General features: G+C 35.1%; 16 protein-coding genes. 3 read left to right on the top strand and 13 right to left on the bottom strand.

Annotated features, from left to right (window positions below):
- Positions 1-3: 3 nt before the first annotated feature.
- The 13 genes from ICJ84_RS09390 to ICJ84_RS09330 form a co-directional block, all read right to left on the bottom strand.
- On the bottom strand, positions 4-1,425 hold the full coding sequence (locus tag ICJ84_RS09390; protein ID WP_188216139.1) for a sulfatase: 1,422 nt from the start codon (positions 1,423-1,425) through the stop codon (positions 4-6).
- Complete coding sequence (locus ICJ84_RS09385) at positions 1,418-3,187, bottom strand: alpha-L-fucosidase (protein WP_206688695.1); 1,770 nt, start codon at positions 3,185-3,187, stop codon at positions 1,418-1,420. The genes ICJ84_RS09390 and ICJ84_RS09385 overlap by 8 nt, the downstream gene beginning before the upstream one ends.
- A 69-nt stretch (positions 3,188-3,256) precedes the next feature.
- A complete protein-coding gene (locus ICJ84_RS09380; RefSeq protein WP_241748733.1) occupies positions 3,257-4,099 on the bottom strand; it encodes an alpha/beta hydrolase in 843 nt (280 codons plus the stop codon).
- 12 nt (positions 4,100-4,111) lie between these two features.
- The gene (locus ICJ84_RS09375; RefSeq protein ID WP_188216137.1) at positions 4,112-5,536 is read right to left on the bottom strand and encodes a sulfatase; all 1,425 of its coding nucleotides are present in this window, start codon (positions 5,534-5,536) and stop codon (positions 4,112-4,114) included.
- Positions 5,533-6,603 (bottom strand): endo-1,4-beta-xylanase, encoded by a 1,071-nt coding sequence (locus ICJ84_RS09370; RefSeq protein ID WP_188216136.1) that lies wholly within the window; start codon positions 6,601-6,603, stop codon positions 5,533-5,535. The genes ICJ84_RS09375 and ICJ84_RS09370 overlap by 4 nt, the downstream gene beginning before the upstream one ends.
- Before the next feature lie 5 nt (positions 6,604-6,608).
- Positions 6,609-8,045: a sulfatase gene (locus ICJ84_RS09365; RefSeq protein ID WP_188216135.1), complete on the bottom strand. Its 1,437-nt coding sequence runs from the start codon at positions 8,043-8,045 to the stop codon at positions 6,609-6,611.
- A gap of 45 nt (positions 8,046-8,090) precedes the next feature.
- Positions 8,091-9,674, bottom strand: coding sequence for a sulfatase (locus tag ICJ84_RS09360; RefSeq protein WP_188216134.1), 1,584 nt, complete (start codon positions 9,672-9,674; stop codon positions 8,091-8,093).
- Positions 9,664-11,343: a sulfatase family protein gene (locus ICJ84_RS09355; protein ID WP_241748732.1), complete on the bottom strand. Its 1,680-nt coding sequence runs from the start codon at positions 11,341-11,343 to the stop codon at positions 9,664-9,666. The genes ICJ84_RS09360 and ICJ84_RS09355 overlap by 11 nt, the downstream gene beginning before the upstream one ends.
- Position 11,344: 1 nt before the next feature.
- The gene (locus ICJ84_RS09350) at positions 11,345-13,711 is read right to left on the bottom strand and encodes a glycoside hydrolase family 3 N-terminal domain-containing protein (RefSeq protein WP_188216133.1); all 2,367 of its coding nucleotides are present in this window, start codon (positions 13,709-13,711) and stop codon (positions 11,345-11,347) included.
- Between the two features lie 4 nt (positions 13,712-13,715).
- The gene (locus ICJ84_RS09345) at positions 13,716-15,398 is read right to left on the bottom strand and encodes a RagB/SusD family nutrient uptake outer membrane protein (RefSeq protein ID WP_188216132.1); all 1,683 of its coding nucleotides are present in this window, start codon (positions 15,396-15,398) and stop codon (positions 13,716-13,718) included.
- Between the two features lie 12 nt (positions 15,399-15,410).
- Positions 15,411-18,578, bottom strand: a complete 3,168-nt coding sequence (locus ICJ84_RS09340; RefSeq protein ID WP_188216131.1) for a SusC/RagA family TonB-linked outer membrane protein — start codon at positions 18,576-18,578, stop codon at positions 15,411-15,413.
- A 194-nt stretch (positions 18,579-18,772) separates the two neighbouring features.
- Positions 18,773-22,681: a hybrid sensor histidine kinase/response regulator transcription factor gene (locus ICJ84_RS09335; RefSeq protein WP_188216130.1), complete on the bottom strand. Its 3,909-nt coding sequence runs from the start codon at positions 22,679-22,681 to the stop codon at positions 18,773-18,775.
- Between the two features lie 161 nt (positions 22,682-22,842).
- Positions 22,843-24,039, bottom strand: a complete 1,197-nt coding sequence (locus ICJ84_RS09330; RefSeq protein ID WP_188216129.1) for a glycoside hydrolase family 5 protein — start codon at positions 24,037-24,039, stop codon at positions 22,843-22,845.
- 372 nt (positions 24,040-24,411) lie between these two features.
- Here ICJ84_RS09330 and ICJ84_RS09325 point away from each other — a divergent pair, with 372 nt between their 5' ends.
- The 3 genes from ICJ84_RS09325 (at position 24,412) to ICJ84_RS09315 (ending at position 26,407) form a co-directional block, all read left to right on the top strand.
- Positions 24,412-24,858: a hypothetical protein gene (locus ICJ84_RS09325; protein ID WP_188216128.1), complete on the top strand. Its 447-nt coding sequence runs from the start codon at positions 24,412-24,414 to the stop codon at positions 24,856-24,858.
- A 155-nt stretch (positions 24,859-25,013) separates the two neighbouring features.
- Entirely contained in the window at positions 25,014-25,580 is a 567-nt protein-coding gene (locus ICJ84_RS09320; protein ID WP_188216127.1) for an RNA polymerase sigma-70 factor, read from the top strand.
- 239 nt (positions 25,581-25,819) lie between these two features.
- Complete coding sequence (locus ICJ84_RS09315) at positions 25,820-26,407, top strand: hypothetical protein (RefSeq protein WP_188216126.1); 588 nt, start codon at positions 25,820-25,822, stop codon at positions 26,405-26,407.
- Positions 26,408-26,495 lie beyond the last annotated feature (88 nt).

The raw sequence follows: 26,495 nt of genomic DNA, 5'->3' as shown, positions 1-26,495 counted from the left end.
TTGTTAATTACTTCTGGTGAAATTCGGATTTTTTACAGGACCCACATATTTGGTACTATTTTTCCATTCTTCCAATCGTTGTTTCAGTTTGTTGGCTTCGAATGGGTAATCTTGATAAATATCCTTGGTTTCATATGGGTCATTTTTTAAATTATACATAAAATATGAATGATTTTCAATAACTTCAGTCAGTTTAAACCCATCCATTTGAATAACATTTACCCATTGACTTTTAAAGGTTTTGTTTTTTGGGTTATATCCAGCATAATTGGTATACTCCCAAATAAGAGCGTCTCGTAATGTATGATTACTTTTTCCCAATAAAATAGGGGATAGGTCTTCGCCATCTAGAGTATAATTTTTAGGGGGATTGGTGCGTGTTAATCCTAATAAAGTAGGAAACAAATCTATATGAATTATAGGTTCTTTACTTATTGAATTAGGAGCTATATGATTTGACCATTTAAAAATATAAGGCACACGAATACCGCCTTCAAACGTTTCACCTTTTACTCCTCTGTAGGGCTGACTAAAAATATTGCTTTCTGTTTTGTAATGCCCATTATCACTGGTAAAGACGATAATTGTTTCATTTTCAAGTCCAAGTTTTTTAAGGTTATCTAGTAATTTACCGACGCTTTCATCTAAACTTTTTATCATAGCCAAAACCTTAATTTCGTCAGGTCCAACCGATTTATTTCCTTGGAGTTTATGTTTAAAATACTCAAGATATTCTTTGTTAGGCTCTAAAGGCTTGTGAACTAAGTAGTAAGGGGCGTAAGCAAAGAAAGGTTTTTTGGAAGCTTTTGCTTTTTTTATAAAATCAATAGTTTTTTCAGTTATATAATCGGCTGAATATAATGAAGTATCAACATTCTTTTGTTTAGGATAGGTTTTAAAATTATAATGTCCTTTAATCTCAAAACCTTCGTCAAATCCTTGATTTTGAATTTGAAGCTCGTTATGCCCCAAATGCCATTTACCATAAGCAGCTGTCATGTAGCCATTATTTTTTAACGCTTCTGCTATGGTGATTTTATCTAATGGTAAACCAACTCCTGAACCTTTTAATGTATAATTATCGGGTGGTAAGTACTGCATCCCATAAAGTGTTTTTGTATCATTTTTAAAGCGATCGGCAACTCTATACACCTGATGCCTTGGAACATACTGTCCGGAAAGAATAGAAGCTCTAGAGGGGGCGCAAGTTGGATCGTTAGAATACCCATTCGTAAAGTGCATGCCTTCAGAAAATAACTTATCGATATTTGGAGATTCCACAAGAGGGTTACCATAACAGTTTAATGCGTTAATACCTAAATCATCTGCTAAAATAAACAAGATGTTTGGCTTATTCATAGTTTCTCTCTGAGCTTGGCCTAAGTGAAGTGTTAGGCAAAAGGTGATGATTAAAAATTTATTCATAAACATTGAATGCTGTTATTTGAGTCGTATAAATACTTTCTAACACGTTAAATCGAATAGCTCTTATAGAATTTCCATTCAGTTTTATTCGTAAACCTTCTCCAATAGTTTGCCCTGTATATACTTTTTTCCAATTACCATTGATGTCTTTTGTCTCAATGCTGAATTTTCGAAGTGAGTGCGAACGCATATTTTCACTTAATAATATGGTCTTTAAATTTTTAGGGGTTTTAAAATCCAGTTGTAACCAAGGCGCTTGATCATTTTTTTCAGGTTCCCACCATGATTTTAGGTGAATTCCTTCACTAAATACGTTGCCTTTATTACCATAAATAATATCAGGATTATTTTTTTCTTTGGAAAAGGACGATGAAGATGCATTAAACTCCAAACTACTAACTGGTTTTGCTTCCCAGGTTTCAATTCTATCATAGTTTTTAGGATTTTCTTTTAACTCAAGCGCTACAATATTATCTAGATGATTGTTATACTTGTTTTTATCAAATTTAATAATAAGCTTATTGTTGTTAATTTCATAGCCTATAAAGCCATCGGTGATTCCAGTAACCGTTATTATTTCAGTAGGTAGTTCAGGTAACTCAAAAATAGCTTGACTGTTATCTGATACTTTTTCAATAAAATGAAGATATAGTATATTACCTTTTTGTGTCGAAGCTCCCCAGTCGCCTCCCATTAAAAGTCCTTTACGCGTGTTGTAAAGGGTATGACCGTATTGTTTTAAAAAGGCTCCCACTTTATAGCCTTGTTCAGCTTCTTCTTTTACAAACTCACCTTCTCCGTTAGGGCCAAAATTTAATAGAAGATTACCACCGTTACCTATTACTTGAATGAGCATGCCTAAAATGGTTTCAGAGGGTTTTATAGGACCATTTTTATGATATAACCATTTGTCTGTCATCGTTAAACAAGCTTCCCAATATCTAGGATGATTAATAGGCCCTAAGCTTTGTTCCGGATTCTCGTAATCCCCTCTTAAACTATCGTCAGGCCATCCAAAACCAACACGAGAATTAGACAATAATCCTGGTTGTTCTATTTTCAATTGTTTTAGTACATGATACGAATCCCATTGCCAATATTTTGTAGCCAGATGATCCCAAAACACACCATCAATTCGACCATAATCAGTAAATAATTGATTGACGTGCTCTTTCATGTAAGGTAGGTAATTTTCATAGTGATTCTCTCTTAAACAATCAGGGTGATGCCAGTCTGGTTGAGAGTAGTACCAAAATATCTTAATCCCAGCTTTATGAGCTGCATTAGCTAATTGTTTACAGATATCCTTACCATATGGTGTATTCATAATATCGAAATCGGTATTCTTAGCATCAAAAAAACAGAACCCATCATGATGCTTGGCTGTAAACACCAAATAGCTGGCACCAAAATCCTTTACGTGCTGCATCCATTTATCGGCATCGAAATTTACCGGATTGAACAGTTTGTATAAATTATCATATACTTCAGGATCTACACCATCTGTTGCTGCTTTTCCAGCTCCAGGGCGATCGCCAAATCGTCCCCAACTTAATACATCTGTTTCAAGCAGGGCAGGCCCCCAATGCACAAAGATTCCTAATTTAGCATCTTTGAACCATGTCATATCTTCTTCAGAGGCGAGCAACTCTTTTTGTTGGTTAAGAGTCACTTTCATAGATGTATCCTTAGCAGGAAATTGCCATTGGGCTTTATAGGGTGTTTTCTTTTGGGCAATTGAAAACCATACAAAAAGCATCATTAATATCAGTGTTATCCTTTCAATCATAAATTTGTTAGGTTTTATGTTTTTTGAGTGCTTTAAATCCAATTAAATGGTTGGCTCTCCATCAAGATATCCCAACGATTTTAAAAAAAGATCTGTTTTCCTTAAGGTATCTATAAAATAATTTCCTTTGTTGAAGAATGAATGCGTTGCACCTTCGTATAAAAACAAATCACACCTACTACCGATGGCTTTCATATTTCTTTCATAGGTTTTGGATGATTCTACAGGTGTGGTTTTATCTTCAATTCCAAAAAAGACTATAGTTGGCGGTGCTCCTTTGGTAATATTGTGCAAGGGAGATATTTCTAAATACCTGCCATTCATTCTGTTATACCCAAAGCCATTTTTACTGTTATCGTATACAGGATTAAACAGGACTAAAGCATTGGGTTTTGAACTAATGCTTAAATCTTCTTTAGGCCCTTCCAAGCCTTCTATATTTCCGCATACTGCTGCCAAATGACCGCCTGCCGATCCACCACCAGCGGCAATCTTATTAGGGTTTATACATAACTCTTTGGCATGTTTTCTAATATATCTAATGGCAGATTTGGCGTCTTCAACAGCATCAAATGGTGTTGTACCATGTACTGTTTTAATTCTATAATCTGCTGAAATGGCAATCATTCCTCTTGATGCCAAATAACGAGATTGTCTTTTGAAGGCTTTATAGTTACCTGTATTCCAACCTCCCCCATGAAAAAACACCATGCAGTTGTATGTTTTACTTTTATTGAAATTTTGAGGTTTATAAATATGTAAATAGAGTTTAACTGTATCTACCAATTTGTATTGCATGGTTTCGGGTTGTATTTCAGGGACAGAGGACTGCCCCTGAATGGTGTAACCCAAAATATTTAGCCAAATTAGTAAAAATGCTCTCATAACATATGGTTATTAAAACTTGGCTTTCCAATTATTTAACTTAGTTAATAAATCGTTTGTCAATTTTGGGCTCTCATTAATTAAATTATGGGTTTCTGAAGGATCGTTAGCTATATTATACAACTCCGTTCTACCTTCTTCATACCAATTAATTAATTTGTAGTTTCCGTGTCTAATGGCAGATGATTTAGTGTCTCCTGTATTAACAGGACGTGCTTTTGAAGAGTGCCAAAAGACTGTTCTATCAGCCCAATGATCTTGATTTTTTAAAATAGAGAAGAAACTTTGTCCATCGGTAGTAAGTTTTTTTCCTGAAATTATATCTGAAAGGGTAGGGAATATATCCATTAACATCACTATAGATTGATTTTCTTCTCGGGGTTGAAAATGGTTCTTCCACTTTACTAATAGTGGTACTTTAACACCTCCTTCATATAACCATCCTTTTCCCGCTCGTAATGGATGATTACTGGTGGCTAATTCACGCTGTTTAGTGCCGTCATTAGATAATCCTCCATGGTCTGATGAAAATATAATTATTGTATTGTCTGCAATACCTTCGTCTTTCAATGTTTGAAGTAATTTGCCAACATTTTCATCCATGTTTTCAACCATTGCAGCATACGTGGCATTATCCTGACGCATTTTGGTTCGTCCTGTACCTTCAAGTATGTATTCAGGTTGATTACCAAAATTAAAAGCTTTGATTTCATTTTCATTAGGAATTATATCTTCCCCTTTTGCTTCCAAAGGTTGGTGCACAGCATAGAAGGCTAACATGGTCATAAAGGGCTTTTTCTGATCTCTGTTTTTAATGTATTTGATGACTTGATTGGTTAATACATCAGTAAGGTAGTCACCTTTTTTACCAATAGTATCCAAATCTTTAATAGGAGCTTTTTTGTTAATGCCTTTATGTTTTGGGGTGTTAAATGGATAGATATAGCTAATAGGAGATCCCGCATGACCTGCTGCCATGCTAAAATCAAATCCAAAATCTCTAGGATCGTTACCTAAATGCCACTTTCCAAAATAGGCTGTCTGATAACCTGTATTATGAATTTGTTTGACATAGTTTTGAGAATCCGGGATTTCTGTCATTTCAAAACCATCATCGGGAACATCTCCATCTTTAATGGGATAACCAGCGGTTAACATTGCAAATCGGGAAGGAACACAACGTGGATAATTGGCATAGGCATTTGTAAATCTAACAGATTCCATTGCCAATCGATCGACATTTGGGGTTTGGTAAATTTTGGAGCCTGTAAAACTTAAATCATGATACCCTAAATCATCGATATGAATAATTAAAATATTCGGTTTCGTTATATTAGTTTGGTGTTTGTTAGTTTTATTTGTTTTACAGGAAATAAATAAAACAGTGCCTAAAAGAATAAGATGCCAAAACGGTTTTATTTGTTTTGAAAATATCATGGATTGCTGGCTTTTAAGGCCTTTTGAATACTAAAATAGGCCGGTGTAGGTTTAAACTTTTTATTGTAAATAGACTGAAAATTCCCTGAGTCCTTTTTATGTCTTACTCCTAAATCCCAAAGGTTAAGTGTAACTTCACCCTGCTTGCTTTTTTCAATAAGTAAATCAACTATTTTATCATATAATTTCTTTTGATGTTCTCGTTCGGTTTTTAATTCATTTTTGTATTCATCTTTAATTAAATAGTCTAATTCTGTAACATGAAAAGCCAAATCGTGCGCATGTGCCCAGTCAATCAAATCGGACATTTTTTGAATGGTTACATCCATATTATCAATAAAGTCCTGCCTTTTAGCTCCCAACTGTATATGACCTTGCCAACCTATACCATCTACACGATAGCCTTTAGAACGCACATATAAAATGGTTTCTTTTACTTTATCCCATAGTATGTCTTCCATTCCTGCATTTTGATTATAAACCAATTTTACATTTGGAGCATATGTGGTCGCTAAGGCAAAGGCTTTTAGAATATAAAGCGGATAGCCATTTTCATCAAATCCCATTTTTACCCAAGGGTTTTCCCATTGGTCTACACCTTTTTTTGGACCAAACCAATTGCCGTTAGCTAAAATGGTTTCATTAACTACGTCCATGTATTTAATACATTTTTCAGTATTAAACCTTTTAGAAACAGCCAACATGTATTCTTCCATATTTTTGGTTAATTCTTCAGCAGTTCTATTATCATTTTTAGCCCATTTTGAAGCTTGTGGACTTACCGGAGAATGCATACGAACGATGATGTTGTTTTTATTGGCAAAATCGATAAAATCGTTTATTTTTTTCCAATTCCATTTGCCGGGTTCAGGGTGAATAGCACTTTGTTTGGCAGCATTGGCAGGCGTAAGATATTTGAAATCCTTAAGGAACAGTTTTTCCTTTATGGTATTTAACTCTTCATAATTCAAGGTCGCACCAACCAATAGTTTTGGCGTATTTCCATCCTGTGCAATAGCAAAAGTGCAGAATAGAAAGAAAAGTGGATATATAAATGATAACTTCATATGCTTTATTTTTTTTGTTTATCAGACTTTTCTTTGCCTTTGTTTTTGCCGATATCCATTCTGGAAGGGACTAAATATTCTTTTTTCCAGGCTTTTAAAAGGGATTTCATTTCATCTAGTTTGGATGGATTTTCAGAAGAAATATTATGAGATTCACTAACATCTTGCTTTAAGTTATACAATTCATAGGTATTGGTGTCTTTAAAATATAACAGCTTATAATCTCCTGATCTCACAGCGGTTTCTTTGGGGTCTCCGGTACTATGCGGACGTGCTTTGTTAGAATTCCAAAACACCGACCTGTTTTCCCAGGAATCTTTACCTAGAAGAATACTTTTGTAGCTTTTTCCATCGATTTCTTTAACTTGTTTGTTAATGGCTAAATCTAGTAGCGTTGGAAATATATCCATTCCCATAACGATTGAGTTTTCTTCTCTATGCGGCTTGAAATTTTTTCCATAATGCCAGATTAAAGGCACTCTAATACCTCCTTCATATAACCAACCTTTACCGGCTCTTAATGGATTATTTGTAGTGGCTAATTCGCGCTCGCCTTTAAAACCGTCATTAGAAAGTCCGCCATGATCTGAGGTTAATACGATAATGGTATTATCCAATAGATTTTTGTTTTTAAGCATTTCAATTATTCTACCTAAATTTTCGTCTATATTTTCAACCATTGCAGCATATACTGGGTTATCCTGACGCATTTTTCTACGTCCGGCACCTTCTTTTATATATTCAGGAGTATTACCAAAATCTATAGATTTTAACTGGTTTTTATTGCGATCAATGTCTTGCTGTTTTGCTTCTAAAGGCGTGTGTACAGCATAGTAAGCCAAAACCCCCATGAAGGGTTCTCCTTTTGGAGTATTCTCGATAAGTTTAATTACTTTATCTGTCATTAAATCTGAAGCATAGTCACCAGGTTTACCATCTTCTTCGAGGTCTTCAACAGGTTCTTTTGCGGGCTTGCCATTTTTTTGGGTATTGAAAGGGTAAAAACGAGATCCTAATCCACCAGATCGCCCTGCGGCATAAGTGGTTTTAAATCCAAAATTCTTTGGATGTGCCCCACCTTCTCCTAAGTGCCATTTTCCGATATAAAAAGTATGGTAGCCTTCGTTATTGAATATAGAAGCGAAGTTTTTTTCCTCGGGCATTTCTGCTAAATTCCCTTTATCTTCATTTACAGGATATGTTCCAGTTAACATAGCATATCTTGAAGGTGTACATCTTGGATAACTGCTGTATGCATTGGTGAATGTTATAGCATTTTTAGCCAAATTATCAACATTTGGAGTGTTGTATAATTTAGAACCGTTGTAACTCAAATCATGATATCCCCAATCATCGGTAATGATGAATAAGATGTTAGGTTTTGTTTGCGCATGCGTAAATAACGAAACAAAACACAATAAGATGTATGCAATCTTTTTCATAGAATTTTTCAACAAGTTTCTTAGTTTATATATGGAGACAACGAATTATTTTAGATTATTTGTTACATGAGATTTTAGTTTGTCCTTTAATTGGGTGGCTATGTTTTTGTAGTTAGCATCGTTAACCCAGTTTTTTGTTTCTAAGGGATCATTATCGTAGTCGTATAATTCACGACCTACGATGTTTTCATCTTTGTAAGGTTTGTTGCTTCTATAGTCATTATTATGCCATTCTGTATAACGGTATTTTTCTGTACGAATCGAATAACCCATACGTTTACCTCTGGCATATTGATGATAAGCATAGTCCATGTTTATGGTTGTATTTTTATCATTATCTAACAAGGGTACAAGCGATTTACCATCGGTTTGATCACTTTGTTTTACGTGAGCTAACTCAAAAATTGTAGGAAATAAATCAACTAAATTTACCGGGGTTTCTACATTTTGGTTTTTAGCTATGCCTGGTCCAGAAAACATAAATGGGATACGTGTGGCTTGCTCAAAATTAGAGTGTTTACACCATTCGGCGTGATCACCCAAGTGCCATCCGTGATCGCCCCAAAGTACTATAATGGTATCATCTAATATGCCTTTAGCTTCAAGGGCATCCATTAGTTTTCCTAATTGGGCATCGATATACGATATACAGGCCATATAGCCATGAATCAATTCTCGTTGCTTATTTTCATCAATAATATCACCAATATCATAATTGTCATCTATATCACTAAAGGCCCTTAATTCTCCATAATTATGGAAGGCAAATGACGGTGTGCCCTCAGATAGTTTTTGAAATTTTGCTAATTCAATTTTATCTCTGTCGTACAGATCCCAATACTTTTTAGGCGCGACAAACGGTAAATGTGGTTTTTGATAACCAACACCCAAAAACCAAGGTTTGCCTGTTTTTATAAGTTTATTTAGTTTTTTTAAAGCTTCCTGGGTATAGATGCCATCCTGATAGGCTTCATCTGAAACCTCTGCACTTTCTGTACTTGGCTTCAGACGTTTAAAAACATAACTGCGCAGTTGTCCTGGTTTTGTTATTCCTTTTGCTTCGGCTTCATTGACAAGGAGACTCATTGTTTTTTTTGTTTCTGGATTCTGATAATATTCAAAGGCAGGATCCCCGTAGGCAGAATCATAATTTTTAGGTTGTGTATGGGGAATACTCCAACTTTTACCATCGTGTCCTGGAGAAGATGAGCCTTTGTGGTATATTTTACCTACAGCTGTGGTTTCGTAACCTTGAGAAATTAAATACTCAGGCATGGATATAAGGTCTGGTGCCGACTCCCTAAAATCGGTATGAAGATCCCAAACTTTTGTTTTGTCTGGATTTGTTCCGGTCATGACACTGGCACGTGAAGGACCACACACTGCATACTGTACATGAGCATTGGTAAAACTGACACCCATTTTAGACAAACGATCAAAATTAGGAGTCATCATTTCCGGGTGACCATAATTTGAAAGCAGCGGTTTTAAATCATCAACAGCAATAAAGAGAATATTCTTTTTGTCACTTGAAGCCTCAGCTTTAACAGTTGAGATTGAAGCTTGTTGGGCTTTACAGGTGAGTAATGTTAAACTAACCAAAAGCCATGTATAGTTCTTAATTTTCATTTGTTGTTTTTCTATTCGTTAGTATGTCCTGAACGGATGTTTCATCATCTTCATGATCTACAATGGAGCCAAAATCAGAGTCGGTAATCATTCTAAAATCGGAAAGCGATTTGTTGTCTTCATACTTAATCATTAAGTTTTTTAATTCCAATTTCAAATCTGTAATTACATTAGTGTATTGCGGGTCATTAATAATGTTGTTCATTTGATTTGGGTCTTTTTCTAAATCGTACAATTCCCAAACATCAATATTGTAGTAGAAGTGAGATAAGGTGTATTTCTTAGTTCGAATTCCGTAATGCGGTTGCACGTGATGCCAGTAGGGGAATTCATAGTAATGATAGTACATGCCTTCTTGCCAGTCTTTTGGAGTTGTTCCTTTTAAAATCGATTTAAAACTTTCGCCTTGCATTTGATGAGTGGTTGAAATATTCGCTATATCTAAAAGGGTAGGAGCAAAATCAATATTAGTTATAATATCTTCATTCACAGTACCCGCCTTTATAAGTTTCGGGTATTTAACAATGAATGGCATACGCAACGATTCTTCATAAATAAAGCGCTTATCAAAGAAACCATGATCTCCTAAATAAAACCCCTGGTCTGAAGTTAAAATAATAACAGTGTTATCGGTTAAACCATTTTTATCGAGATAATCTAAAACACGACCAATATTATCATCAACCGATTTTACACAAGCCAAATAGTCTTTGATATAGGTTTGATAACGCCATTTTCTACCTTCTTCGTAAGACATATTCTCAGGTTGTACTAATTCTCCTGGTTTTGCTCCGTAAAATGCCCAGGCCAATTTTTCCTTACCTTTTAAATGTTCAGGTTCTTTAAGTTTCATATCTCTACGAGAAAAGTAGTCCATCGTCATTTCGGTATCTCCTGCTGTAAGTTCACGACCTTTATAGTCATCGTTAAAAGTAGCGGGATATGGCATTTCAATATCATCCCACAGGGTTTCGTATTTGGTGTCTGGTTGCCAAGGACGATGAGGGGCCTTGTACTGTAAAATCATTAAAAACGGGTCGTTTTGTTTTCTTTCTTTTTCCAACCAGTTGATGGCAAAATCGGTACTTAAATTGGTAGAATACCCTTTCTCTTTAACGTCTACACCATTTTCGTTATAAACAGGATCCCAATAATGCCCTTGTTGTCCTGCAGAATTATGATATTTGTACACATTAAATCCTTTAGGTTCTGATCCCAAGTGCCACTTACCAAAAAGACTGGTTTGGTAACCATTTTTCTGAAACTCTTGAGGGAATGTCCATTTAGTTTCATCGAATTTACCACCACTTTCATTTTTGTAGTATCCATTCTTGCTGCTGTAGTCACCTGTTAAAATGGCTGCGCGGCTAGGACCACAAATGGCATTTGTACATAAAACATCTTGAAATAGCATACCCTCGTTTGCTATTCTGTCGATATTAGGTGTGGGAGCAATATCCTTGTATATGCCACCATAAGCGCTTATAGCCTGCGTTGTTAAATCGTCGGCCATTATGTAAATGATATTCGGCTGTAATACCTTTTCATTTGTTGTAGCCGTATCATTCGATTTCTTTTTATTTTGACTACATGCCGAATTGATTATGAGTAATAACAGTAAGATAATTGGCATGCGTCTTAGTTTCGCGATTTTATTATGTTTTTTCATTTTAGATTTCCAGTTTTATTTTTTGAGGAACACTAAGTGAGGCTGTTTTTAAATCTTTATCTGAAGACGAATTTCCCGTCATGATGGTGAAATCACCGGGTTCGATTACAAAATTGTAATCGTGGTCATACATAGCCAGACTTTCAGCATTGATATTGAGAGCTACTGTTTTTGTTTCGCCTGGTTTTAAAGTAACACGTTTGTAAGCTTTTAGTTCTTTTACAGGTCTGGTGTACGAACTGATGTTGTCGCGAATATAAAGTTGAACCACTTCATCACCTTCAACTTTTCCAGTGTTAGTAACTTGAACATTTACGGTGATAGTATCATTGATATCTGAAAACGTTGTTTTTGTTAGTTCAGGTTTTGAAAACTCAAACGAGGTGTAACTTAAACCATATCCAAATGGATGCAATGGCACTTTTTTCTCTGTATTGTACTTGTGAACATAAGCTGTAGGTTTGTGGTTGTAAACCATTTGTAATTGTCCAACACTGCGAGGAACGGTTAGCGGTAATTTACCTGAAGGATTTACTTGACCAAACAATATCTCGGCTGTTGCTTGTCCTGCGAAAGCGCCACTTTCCCAAGTATTTAATACGGCTGAAGCACGTTGCTCCAACCAGGGCTCAGCAATAGGGCTGCCACTCACATAAAGAACAATTACTGGTTTACCAGTTTCTAGAATTTTCTCTGAGAGTTTTATCTGATTTCCTGATAATTTTAATGTCGCTCTGTCAATATTTTCTCCGGTTGTTTTACGAGCCCAGTCATGCCTAAATGAATTTTCTCCTAAAACCAATACACAAATATCTGCATTGCTTGCTTTTTGAGCTGCAATGGTGATGTTCTCATCAGTAATTTCTTTAGATCTATCGCCGGAATTGAAGTAATCGATTTTATAACCATTGCTCTCTCCAATTTTTGTAATGCCTTCAACCATAGTTACAATGTTTTCCTCTGGTTGAGGAGATACCCAATCACCTAATGTGGTTTGATTGTTGGCATTGGGTCCTGTTATAAAAATGGTTTTATTGTTTCCGTTTTCGGAAAGCGGTAACATACTTTTTTCATTTTTCAGTAAAACAATGGCTTTTTGAGCTTGCTCCAAAGCGGTTTTTTGATGTGCTTCAGAAAAGTTTACAGATTTAACTTTTTCAAGATCTACATAAGGATTTTCAAAAAGGCCTAATCGGAATTTTGCTTCTAAAATTTTACTGCAGGCGTAATTAACTCTGGCTTCATCTACTTTTCCTTCGTTAACCAGTTCAATTAGTAATTTGTCGAATACGGGACCATGCATATTCATATCCATTCCGGCGTTAACCGAAAATTCAATAGATTGTTTGAAATCTTTAGCTACATGATGCCAAAGAGCAATACGCGATACGTCATTCCAGTCACTAACATAGAATCCATCAAAATGCCAACGATCGCGCATCAAATCGGTCATCATGAATTTATCCATATGTCCGGGCATACCTGCTACTTCATTATGAGCCGCCATAATTGAATATACATTGGCTTCCTGTACAGCACGTCGGTAAGGAGGCAAGAAGATTTCGAATAAAGTACGTTTGGATACATCGGTGGGAGAGGCGTTTAATCCATTTATAGAGGAACTTCCTGCAATTAAATGTTTAGCACAGGCGATCACATGTTCTGTTCCTGTAAAATCATCAGACTGCAGCCCTTTAATGGTTGCAATACCCATATTCCCGACTAAATAAGGGTCTTCTCCATAAGTTTCACCGGTTCGTCCCCATCTTGGGTCCCGTAATACATCAATATTCGGAGTGAAGGACCAGTGCATACCATTTGCTCGCATTTCAAGAGCCGTTTGTCTGCTACCTTCTTCAATTAAGGTGTCATCGAATGTTGCGGCCTGGGAAATTGGAGAAGGATAAATTGTTGAGCCATTTACTAAACCATTACCATGTATAGCATCTATACCAATTAGTAGAGGAATTTTTAATGGCGATTCTAATGCCAGACTTTGAAGGTAATTGGCTTCTTCTGGTGTTACCACATGAAGAAAAGACCCAATTTTTCCTGCCTGAGCCAATCTTCCTACACTATCACTGTGCACACCGGGATAAAAACCTCGAGCGTCGTTTATATCCAGTTCTTCTTCAGATAAATCAGATTCGGCTGCTTTCATATGTTCAAGCCCAACATATTGACACATTTGGTATACTTTATCCTCCAGTGTCATTCGGGACATTAAATCGGAAACTCTATCTTTTATTGGAGCGGAAGCATCTTGATATAATGGGCCACCATCATTAGTGTCTTGTTTTTTGTTTGTATTACAAGCGCTAAAAATGATAAGTGTTGAAATGGAGAGTATATATAAAGGATATTTCATTAGGTTATTCATTAATTAAATTATTACCAGATAGTTCGGATAGCGGAATAGGAAGTTTCATTTCGGTTTCAACGTTTTGAAAAATAAAATCGACATTACCCTCTGAACTGTAAAAACTGACCGCATCATTATGATGGTTTATTTGTTCCTGAAAACGCTCTAATCCACGTCTTCTCATGTCAAACCATTCATGGCCTTCGCCATTTAATTCATATTCACGTTCTTTCATAATACGTTCTCTGAACATTTCCTTAGTTGCTATAGATGTTGTCGTCCAATCGGCTGGTTGTAAGGTCATGCCTGCAGTTGTAGTCCTAGCTCTGGCTAAAACCTGATTTACAAATTGGAAAGCATTAGATGGCCCTGAGATTTCATTCTCTACTTCGGCGCGTAACAAAAGCACGTCAGCATAGCGAAGCATGATATGGTTTTTAATGGTGTTCGTACCATTATAGGTCAGGTCTCTGTATTTATTTAAGTGAGCAAAGGCGTTGTTTCCTCTGTTTACTCTAGGAAATAAGTTAACATTATTACCGTTGTCGGTTCTGTTATAATTATTGTAAATGTAGGTTTCGTTAATCCTAGGATCTGCAATATTCTCATCTAAAGCTATAATGTTAGCCGCTCTACCTGCCGGGATAAAGTCCTGACCCGAAAAATCAATACCGGAATACTGGATGATATGATCACTGAACATTTCCTTGTTCGGACGAATACGACCAAAAGTATTGGCGCCAACGGGCACAATAGGATGATTTGACAACACAACATCTCTAATGATATCATTAGTTCTGTTGGCTCCTGTATAACCATATTGAAGTTCGAAAATAGATTCACTTGTATTTCTGCTTGAAGCCCCTTCCTTAAACAATTCGGCATATGTTGATGTTAGGGTATAGCCGCCATTGGTAATGACATAATCTAATTCTTTTTTGGCTTCTTCCCAGAAATTCGATATTGATGCCGTGGTGATATCTGATTCAGATACCAGATTAAAATCCGTAGGCTGAGAAACAGCATCATTTTCACCAGCGAGTGTAACGTACACTTTTGCCAAATAGGCATTAGCGGCATATTTTAAGGGGCGTCCTGCTATATATTCACCACGGTCAGGCATTAAATTAGCTGCTTTTTTAAGGTCTTCAATAATTAAATTGTAAACTTCTTTTTTAGTACTTTTTGCAATGTGAATATTCTCTTTTGTTGTAGGTGCAAGTCTTATTGGAATTTCTCCAAACATTCTGGCCAAATCGAAATAAACCACACCTCGTAAAAAATAAGCCTGCCCCAAACTGGAGTCTTCATTATCTAGGCCACTACCTTCTACGTTATTAATGACAAGATTTATCTGGTTAATGGTTTGCCACATTCCAGACCATAATCTATCAATATTAATATTTGTGTTTGTCATATCAAGTTTGTTGGCGTCGTCGTTAGCACCCTGTCTAGATTGGTATTTGCCTGAGTGAGGCCAAAGTAGCAGTCGCATTCTGGCTCCATAATAGTCGTATCCCTGTAATTGAGAGTACATTCCATTAACAGCGGTTTCAACACCCTCTTCGGTAGAGAAGACCTGAACTTCAGAAAATTTGTTTTCGGGGATATCGACTAGTTGATTTTCACAGCCCGTTAAGATGAAAGCTATACTTAAAGTTAATAGCCTTATTATTTTATTTAAAGTTTTCATAGTTTCTAATTTTTAAAATGTCACATTTAATCCGAAAGTATAGGTTCTTTGATTCGGGAATGAACCCGAGTCTACTCCCATACGAAGCGGGTCGTATGCGAAACTGTTAACTTCAGGGTCGAAACCAGAGTAATCGGTTAGTAACCATAAATTTTGTCCGGAAATAGTTAGTTTTAAACGGTCTATAAAGCTTATGTTTTTTACGGGCACATCATATCCAAGAGTTATATTGCTCAGCCTTAAGAAACTTGCATTTTCAACCATTCTGTCGTTAAACTCGGTAGTGTAATTCGTTCCAATTGCACCAACCCCCACCGCAGGATAGTTTCCGTTAGGATTTGTTACCGGATCGAAAGCATCGGTATATGCAACTGTTCTGATATTTTTTGTGGTGTTGTTTGCGTAATCTAACTCCAGTAAATTGGCATTAGCAATATCGTTTCCATACATACCATTAAACAAAAGCCCCAGTGAGAAATTTTTATAAGTGAAAGAGGATCCAAAACCATAAACAAAGTCCGGATTAGGGTTGCCTATGATGGTTTTGTCTGCATCTGTTATATCTCCATCGCCATTCTGGTCAACGAAGTAAACATCTCCAACTCGCATATCTGTTCCTTTGTATTTTAAAGGGTCACCTGTTTCTGTGTTTGTCAAGTCGGCATCAGTTCTAATAATTCCTTGAGTTTGTAATCCATAAAACACACCAACTTCGCGTCCTTCAACAAAAATGTTAGCAGGTTGTTTAAAGTAGGTCCCTCCGGAAACATTGTTTCCAACAAATGCAACAACTTCTCCCAGTGAACCATAGGTTTGAGCAGGTGTTCCTATAGAAACCACTTTACTTTTGTTAAATGAAATGTTCCCAAAGACATTCCAAACTGTATGTTTGTTTCTAATGATATCGGCACTTAACGAAATTTCTAAACCTTTATTTTCTAAATCACCCTGATTGGCGTAAATAGAGTTAAAACCAGCTGTAGGCCCCACAGGAACATTTAATAGAAGATCAGAACTGGTCTTGTAATAAGCATCAACCACACCTGTTAATCGATCATCGAAAAAACCAAAGTTAATCCCTGCATTGTATTGAATGGCTGTTTCCCATTTTAAATCTGGGTTTGCCAGGTTTTGCGGTACAACTGCAATTAACGATCCATTCCCTTCTGCGTCAGCTAAAGCCTCTTCTGTTCTTCCAAATGGCGTTAGGAAACTGTAAGATGATATGTTTTGATTTCCGACTTCACCATATCCAATTCTGAATTTTAGATCGGAAAAGGTTTTTGATTTTCTCAGGAAAGGTTCTTTTATGGCTTGCCATGCAAACGATACTGCAGGAAAATAACCCCACTGGTTACCTTTGGCAAATTTGCTACTTCCATCAGCTCTAAAAGTTCCGGTGAAAATATACCTGTTACGTAAAGTGTAGTTCACACGTCCGATGTATGATAGTATGGTTGGGTATTCACTGTCAACAATAAGAGGTGTATTTACACCGGCAAATGAAATACCATCAGCTCTTAATGATTTATCGGCGAAATCAGCAGCAGAATATCTTGATTTTTTAATATTTGTTTTGTCAACTAGATAACCAACTGTGGCATTTAATCGACTGTTTTTATTAAACGTTTTTCGGTACATTAAGGTATTATCGATGTTGTATCTAAATCTGTTTAGTGTACTTATTCCGGCTAATCCATTTGGGTCTCTTCCTTTTAGCAAAGCTGTACCGTACCAAAATGTTCGGTCTTTTTGTCTGTAATCGGCACCAAATCTTATGCGATAAGTAAGTGATTTAGATAGTTTATAATCCATATTTATAGACCCCAAAAGTCTAATTTCCTTTGCATCATCATCATAATCGCTTGTCCAAGCTCTAGGGCCGTCTAAAGCTTCATCTACATCAACAACATCGATATTATTATCTGAAAAATTTAAAATAGGAGCTGCAAGTAATACTTGTCGTACCATACTACTGTTCGAACTGGCATTTTCATCGGTTCCTTTGGATGAATTAAGCTCCGTATATGTTGTGGCTATTTTGGTGTTTAATGTTATCTTACTAGATAAGTCTTTGTTAACGTTAATATTGAAATCTGTTGCTTTGGCTTCAGCATTAGGAAACGTTCCCTGATTATTAATCATACCACCAGAAAGGTAATAGCTGCCAGTATCTGAGCCACCCGATACGGATAATCTGTTTTTTCTGATAACCGGGTTTCTATAGGTGTCTTCAGCCCAATCAATTCCTTCAACCATCATAGGGTCTGTTCCTGCGGTGTAGATTGAACCATCCGGATTTATTGTATATCTAATCTCCTGGCCCAGACTAGTTCTCATATCATTTTGATAGTTTGCATAGCCTTCGGTATCCAATACATCAATATTTCTTACAACTTTTCCCGTGCTGATAGAGGATGTGAAATTGAACTTCGCATTACCTTTAGTACCTTTTTTTGTGGTAATGATGATAACACCATTTGCAGCTCTGGACCCGTAAATAGCCGTTGCTGAAGCATCTTTTAAAACCTCGATACTTTCTATGTCCTGCGGATTAACTCCCGAAATACCCCCCTGCAGAGAAGAATAACCTCCAAGCGGGTCGTCTGTGTCCTCGGTAGCCGTATCCATAATAATACCATCAACCACATATAAAGGCTGAGAATTTCCTGTTAAACTGCTGGTTCCTCTAATTTTAATGGAAACAGATGCTCCAGGTTCTGATCCGTTAGCGCTAACCTGAACCCCCGCAGCCTGCCCTCGAATTAAGTCTTCGATACCTCTAGATTGCTGTGCAAGATCTTCATTAGGTTTGATGGAAGAAATGGCTCCTGTAACATCTCTTTTTTCAACGGTACCGTAACCAATAACTACGACTTCTTCTAACTCCTGTTCATTGGATTCTAGTACAACACTTATTTGAGATTCTTTATTAATAGTAATTTCTCTGGTTGTATATCCTATATAGCTTACAACTAATACAGCTGGGGTAGAAGGTAATTCTAAATTAAAAGCTCCGTCAAAATCGCTCATCGTGCCAAGAGTGGTGCCCTTTACTAAAATAGACGCTCCGGGTAACGGCATATTCTGATTATCGGTTACTAAGCCCTTTATATTCTGCTGGGCATGTATAGCAAAAGGCATTAGCATTATAATTAATAATAACTTAATGTGTTTCATTGTATATATAGTTTAATTAGTTAGGGCTAAACTAGTATTTCATTACAGTTTTCAGGTCTCAAAAACTATCACAAAAGGTATGCTTATTGTCAAAATGCTTTTGAAATACAGGGAATTATGGGATATTATTAGTTTTACTTATATTTTTAGTTAAATATATCAATAACTAGTGCGACGTTAAGTTTAATTTTCTTTTATTCTTTTTTTAGACTTTCCAGAAAATTGGTTGGCGTCATACTATAGAATTTTTTAAACGAAGTACTGAAGTATTTTGGATTTGAAAACCCAGATTTATATGCCACTTCTTTAATACTAGATTCACCTTCAATAAGTAGCTTTTTCGCATACTTTAATTTCGTATGAATAATGAAATCCTGGGGCGATAAATCCACAAGGTTTTTAAGTTTCATATACAATGACGTTCTGCTCATACTAAAATTTGAAGATAAGTCGTGGACCGAGAACGATTCGTTTTCGATGTTTTCAATAACGGTATCTTCAAGGTTTTGAAGAAATTCCTGGTCGTTTTTATTTCTGAAGATAGATGCATGGTCAACATCATTGTCGTGAATGTATTTTTCCCTTAACTTTTGCTGCCATTTTAATGTGTTGGTCATTTTGGCTAGTAAAAATTTAAAGTCTATTGGCTTTTCGATGTATTCAGAAATTCCGGTTTCTATACTTTCTAATTTTTGAGCCGAATTTTGTAAAACGGTCATCATGAATACAGGGATGTGATTCAGATTAATATCCTCTTTTAATTTTCGGGACAATTGCATACCGTCCATTTCAGGCATGATTAGATCGGTTAAAATAATATCGGGGAATATTTGTGAAGCCATTTCAAGACCTTCCTTGCCATTTTGAGATTCAAATACCTGAAAATAGACACCAAGTGTATTAACTAGAACATTTCTTAGTTCATTATTGTCTTCTACGATAAGGATTTTACAATCGCTAAATTCGTCAATTTCAGGTTGAATATCATTTATGTCTTGGCTGTTTATATTGTTTTGAAGAGTTGACATTTTTTTATGGTATTCATGCTTTAAGTTTTTCAGGATTACCTTAAAGGTTGTTCCTTTGTTTTCTTCGCTGACAAAACTAATGGAGCTTCCCGTTTTCTCGATAAGCTTTTTTACCATCATTAACCCTAGTCCTGTACCGGGCCTTTGGCTGTTGATGACATTTCTAGCCCGATAATATTTCTTAAGAATGAATTTTTGCTGATCTTTTGGAATGCCTAGTCCTTCATCCTTAATTTCAATTTTTAATTCGTTTTGCTGGGTTTTGGAGAGGTTTATGTAAATTTTACAATTTTCAAATGAGTACTTAATGGCATTTGAAATTAAATTAAGCAGCATCTTATCCAGAATATCTTTATCGAAATAAAATAAAGGCTCATCCCATTGGTTATCGATTATGATTTCCAAATTGGACTCTTTGGTCAGGGGCGCAAAATTATTGACTCTTAGGTTGATATGTTTTTCAATATCAATGCCCGTAACATCCAGCGAAATATCGGTAGAGGTTACTTTCTGGAAGTTTAGCATCTGTTCAAAAAGGGCATTAATTCTTTTGACAGTTGATTTTATGCGCTGTTTTGACTCTTCTCCGGAATTTATGGTTTCTGTAACATTGTCCAGAGAAGAGATTAAAATCGTTAAAGGTGTTTTTATTTCGTGGGTAATGTTATTAAAGAAATCAATTTGTTCATCGGCATTTTTCTTTTTAACAATAACACTGGTAAAGTGAATGATGCCATATATAATGCCAATTAGTAATAAGAAATAGAAGAAATAAGCTTTTTTTGTAGCCCACCATGGTGGTAATATGTGAAGCTTAATCTGTCTTTCTTCGCCGGGCTGTAGATACTTATTAAAAGCTTTGACTTTAAATATATAGTTTCCCGGACTTAAGTTTGTATAGGTCGCAAAATTATTTAGGCTGGGCGAGGACCAGTCGTCGTTAAACCCTTCTAATTTATAAGCGTATTTGGTTTTTGATGAGGAACTATACAGTACCCCCGTAAAACTAATCTCAACAGAGTTTTCGTTGTGTTTTAAAACAATGGAATTGGTTTCATTAATATGTTTTGATAATGGCTTTTCTTCCGGTTTTACAATTTTATTAAAGAGTTTAAAAGCATCGAAAACGACTTTAGGTTTAAAAGTTTCTTCCTTTATTTTTTTGGGGTTGAACAAAGTAACGCCATTTACTCCTCCAAAGGCGAAGAGACTATCGCTTAATTTCCTGTAACTTCCGTAATTGTATTCGGTACTTGGTAAGCCATCTTTTTTATCAAATACATTTATAATAGTGTCATTTTTTCGAGTTATGATGTTCACTAATCCTTTTGTGGTACTTGCCCAAAAACTGGAATCTGAGGTGGATAGAATACCTTGAATAATATCTGAAGGCATGCCAGAATTTATGGTAAGTTTTTTCAGAACCTTAGTGTCGTAGTTATAGAAAACAACACCTTCACCGTTGGTAGCCAGAACAAAATGATTTTTTGATGTTTCCAGTATGGAATTTATGGTGGAGTAAGCCAATTTGCTTTTTTCGGGTTTTGAATCCTCTATAAGTTCAAACTGTTTTGTTTCAGGTTCAATTCGGTAAACTCCTGATTTTCCTACCGCTAAAATATTGCCAGATTGTGCTTGGTAAATTGATCGAATTTGTTGAATAGGGTAAGTTTCTATTTGATTTTTTGAGTTTATTTTGGTTAAGTTTCCTTCAATACCACCAACCCAAATATTGGAATGATTATCTTCAAAAACGGTATATACTTTTTGAGGAATATCTTCGTTTTTGCTAATCGTATTTAACCGAATACATTCGAAAGTATTTATGTTTACCTTTATTAAACCACTGTTATAACTTCCAACCCACATATAGTCTTTCTGAGGTTGTAGTGCTAATACTATATCGTCTATATTATTTGTAGAGTTGGTTAAATTGTTGAGGTGTTTCCAGCTATTGTTTTTTTTATTCCATATACTAATCCCTTTTTTAGTGCCAAACCAGTAATTTCCGTTACTGTCTTCGGCAATAGATCTTGTGAAATTGGTTATAATACTATTGTTGTTATTTAATTTGTGTTGAATTTTCTGAAACGGGAATCCATTGGAATTAAAATAGTTAATGCCTCCTCCATAGGTTGCAATCCAGAGGATGTTTTCACCTCCTAACAAAATATCATAAACGCCATTGCTGGACAAGGAATTTTCATTATCAGCATCTTCTTTAAACTGTTCCTTTATGTTAAAGCTCTTATCTAATTTGAGTATACCATGCCCATCTGTTGCCAAGTAAATGGTTTGAGCATCTTTAACTACTATGTCGGTTATTGGACTTGATATTTTTTTATTTAAATTGATTAGGGTTCCAAAGGTGAGATCTTCGGTAATTTTGAATAATAATCCGGATTTTGTTCCGACCAGAAACTCACCGTTAATTCTACCAATAAAACTGATACTTTTTGAATTAGAGTTTAAATTGATTTCTCTTAGGACATCGGTTTTAGAATCGTAATTAAAAAGCCCTTTTGATGTTCCAATGATAATGTTATTCTGGTAAGGGTATATGTACTGAATACCTTGCAAATTGTTTACCCTAACCAGAGATTTTACTTTACTATTTTCGTCAATTTTCCATAAACCATTAAAACTACCAATCCAAATATTATTCTGCTCATCTTCTTTTATGCTTTCCACCAAAGAAGGATTTATATCTTGAGAAGAGGAAAGAATTTTAAAAGCATCCAGGTCTTCGTCATATTTGCATACACCCCGTTCCAAGCCAATCCAAATACCTTGGTTAGAATCGATTAATATTTCTGAAACGCGATTGTTTAATTCCTCCGGAAGTCCATTATAAGTGTTGTAGACTTTATAGAATTTTGAATTGTGTTTCAGAACTCCTTCTTCAGATGCAATCCATAAATTACCAGACTTATCTTGTGCTACAGCATAGGTTATACTTTGTGTAGATACATTTTCTCCAACCAGTCTTTGAAATTCTAAATTGTTTTGAGAAAACATTAGTTGTGTAAACAGAAAGTATGTGATAAAAATCGATATACATTTTAAGCGTAACATGGGCATTTGGTTAAAATAATGGGGTTAATCCCTTAAAAATAAATAAATAACTAATTAAAAACGATTACATTGACTTAATAATTGAATAAAACCTGTTTGAAAAATACATTTTCAAACAGGTTTTACAGGTAACCTTGGTATCTAATTTGTTTTTAATTGGATCAGTATGAATGTAAGGCAATGACTTTAAGTGATTTTATCTCTATTGTCGAACAGTTTTCCAAGGTTGAGGTTATAACTGTTTTTGATCCTTTAAAACTGGGTTTTGAGTACAATTCTACTTTGAAGTCGAAAGGAACCATCAAGGAATTTATTTGCCCAAGAAAATTAATAGCCTCTAAGTCGGACTTATTATAGTCTCCGGAGGCCAACCTGTAAGAGGCTCCTGCGTATTCTGTATTTTGGTATATTGCAATTTTTTCGGTATCCAAAATAACATCTCTTACAGGCATTCCTGCAGAATCGTTTGTATTTGAAAACCATGTGTTGGTTTCGTAATCATAAAATTTATTACCCGCATTAATGGACCACGGGATATTCGCTTTCGCGAGTTCTCTGGCCATAAATGTAGCAAAAGCGACTTGCTCAGGTATAGGAAATTCATTTCCTTTATTATAGTTTCCAGCCATCCAGGCGCCAACCCATGTTTTATATCCTGTATTTTGCATCCATTCTAAGGCAGTTTGAATAGGATGGGTAATATTGTCTCTCTCAACAGAAGTACTTCCGTCATTCCAATATTTTTTATTTGTTGGGTCGGTAGTGGGACCTGCTGCGTAAAAATGCCATTCAGCCATGGTGTAAGGGTCATCATTCCCTGGAATTTGTAAATATTGTAAATATGTTGGATCAGACAATTTAACAGGAGGAAAGATAACAATTCTATCCGGGTTTGTTTCGCGTATAGCTGATAATACATCGAGATAAAAACTATTAACCGCTGTGTAATTAAGTTTATAAGTTCCGGAAATTTCAACAAGAATGTTAAACGATAAAGCCTTGGGATAGTCTTTAAATTCTTGGGCCATGTTACGCCACCAGGTTACCAGATGTTGTCGAGCTTCTTCATCGGTAGTGGCAATATCCTCTATGTAGGCGCCTTGATAAGCGATAATGGGATATATACCATGGGCTAGACAATGATCAACCTGCATTTTAAGTCTATTAATGAAAGTCGCATCCGGATTTGCCTCACCAATTCTAATTCTAACATTATTAAATCCGGCATCACTAAAGTCCATTACAACGTTTTCATTATACAGATTCATGTATTTTGTAAATTCGGACCAGGTAACATCAAACCCTTTTCCCAGGTTTTGAACATAATCTTCAGGTAAAATAGGAAGATTATTAAACATGAGGGAGCTGTCGGATTCATAGATAGGTTGCTTTTCTAAAGATTCATTTTCGCAAGAAAAGATGAAGAGAATTAAGCAAAAACATGTTATCAGATAATTCAATTTAATTTTCATATTGTTTAGTTTGTTGGTTATCTCCAAAATTAAATGACGACAATATCTTATAAGGTTTAGAAATTGTTTTTTAGGGTATAAAAATTGTCAGAAACTGTTTTTTTAATGTTATTATTTATTTTGAATATCCAATTTTGTTTAATTTTAAAGAAATCAAAATTAGATTTAGGAATTCATTTTTTTCTTAGAAAAGAAAAGAATCATTAAAAGTATTTAAGTGTTGTTTGCAATCTAAAAAGTTGTTTAATTATTGTTCTTATGAAAGATAAAGATTTGCGTCTTGTTATAGTATTCATGATTTTTCCAATATTTTTTTACGGACAAATTATTAATAAAAAAATAAGTTTTGATTCAGGAAAAACTCGGGTTGTTATTGAGGATGATATTAAAGGAGAGGAAATTATTGATTATGCTGTTAATGTGAAAAAGGGTGATTCTGTAAGTATTATTTTAAAACGCAAAATAAATTCAAGTTACTTTAACCTGTTGCCTCCAAAGTCTGATAATGTAGCCGATTTTATAGGTCAAACCCAAGGCGATACCTGTAAAATGACATTGTCTCAAAACGGAATTTATAAAATTAGAGTATATCAGATGCGAAGTTCAGCACGAAGGGGCACTCATGTAAAGTTTAGTTTAGATATCAGTTTATTTACGACTATAGGAATAGATTCAGAGAAAAAGACAATTACCAATAAATACTAAGTAACAGGTATCAATTTATTAAATATTAACATCTTGATAATTTCATTTTCAGGCTGCTTGTAATTTAATCAACAAGATAACTTCTAAATTAGTATGTTACATTTTAATTCAAATGTTTACATTTGATCTTAACTATCATTTTGTCAATTTAACTTATGCTCTCACAGGATTCAGATATAGTAAACCGTCTTAAAGGAGGTGATAAAAAGGCTCTAACTGAGCTTTATGATAGTTATTGGAAGCCTTTATTTATTAGCTCGTACAATCTTTTAAAAGATAAAGAACTCTGTGAGGAAATCATTCAGGATGTCTTTATAGATGTTTGGAATTACCGAGAAAATCTTCAAATTAAAATTTCATTAAAGTCGTATTTGTATGCGTGTGTACGTTATAAAGTGTTTAGCGAATTCCGAAAGCATAAAATTCAACAGGTTGAATTGTTTGAAGGCTTAAACGACCGATTTCAATATGCGACTCCCGAAACAAAGCTAATGCACGAGGAGTTAGTAACACAAATTGAAGCTATTGTAAATACATTGCCTGCGCGTTGTCAGGAGGTGTATATTCTAAGTCGAAACCAGCAATTAAGTCACAAAGAAATCGCTGAGAAATTAGGCATTTCAACAAAGACCGTAGAGAATCATATCACATTGGCTTTAAGAACAATCCGTTCGTCTTTAGGATATTTGTTAAGTTTAGAAATGTTTTATTTTATACACTAATAGGTATTCCTTTTTTAGTATTATACTTTATTTTTTAGAAAAATAATTCGGGGTTATCTCTTCTAATACACATGTTTTTCTCATACTTATAAGCAAAATGTTAAAATATTTAACATTTAATTAGGGGATGATGCTTAATAAGTATACTATATAGATAGAATTTATATAAATGAAAAATACGTAAGATTTTTTTTAATTTAAACATGCAGTTTTATAAATTAACCCTAATTAAATATAAAATGAAACCAATAAAATCACCTTTAAAATTCAGTGTGTTTTTAATAATTGTTTTTTCAATTATTAATATGTCCAATGCGCAAAGTAAAGTTCCTGAAGAAGTATCAGCTTTAGTTAAAATGGATCTTGAGGAAGGACAAGCTAAACTTAAAAGTTTAGGTTACGAAATATGCTTTTCAAGTCTTTTGGGTAAAAAACAAGACTGGTTTAAAGAATCTGAGAACTCATGCATAACCCTTAAATTTGATAAGAGAAGTAAGGAAATTACAGAAGTAGCATTAAACCCCAATATATCTCAATGCCAGCAGCGATTAGAAGCCTCTCGCAAAGTATGGGAAAAGTATCATGATGGTCAAGCGCCTGCCAGTTCATCTAAACTTGATGATGAACGCCAAAAGTTAGTGAATAAAGGCTTTAAGGTTTCGTATTGGGTAGATGAGATTTCTCCAGGACGTTGTATTGAGTATTGGATTAATGAAACTACAAAAAAAGCCATGTATATAGTTTGGGAAGTTCAGGGCAATCGTTGGGCAACAACTGACAAAACAGAATATGATATGGGTAAAAATCCTGCGCCAATAAAAAAATAGCCAACTTATTTTAATAGTAAAGTTAAATAAAATAAGCACTTTTTATGTTTGATTAATGTATTGATTTTTAGAATAACAGCGATAACAG

Origin of the sequence: Aestuariibaculum suncheonense (assembly GCF_014596935.1) — a bacterium.
In the GTDB taxonomy this organism is placed as follows: Bacteria; Bacteroidota; Bacteroidia; order Flavobacteriales; family Flavobacteriaceae; genus Aestuariibaculum; species Aestuariibaculum suncheonense.
This window is presented reverse-complemented; position numbering and strand designations above follow the sequence as displayed.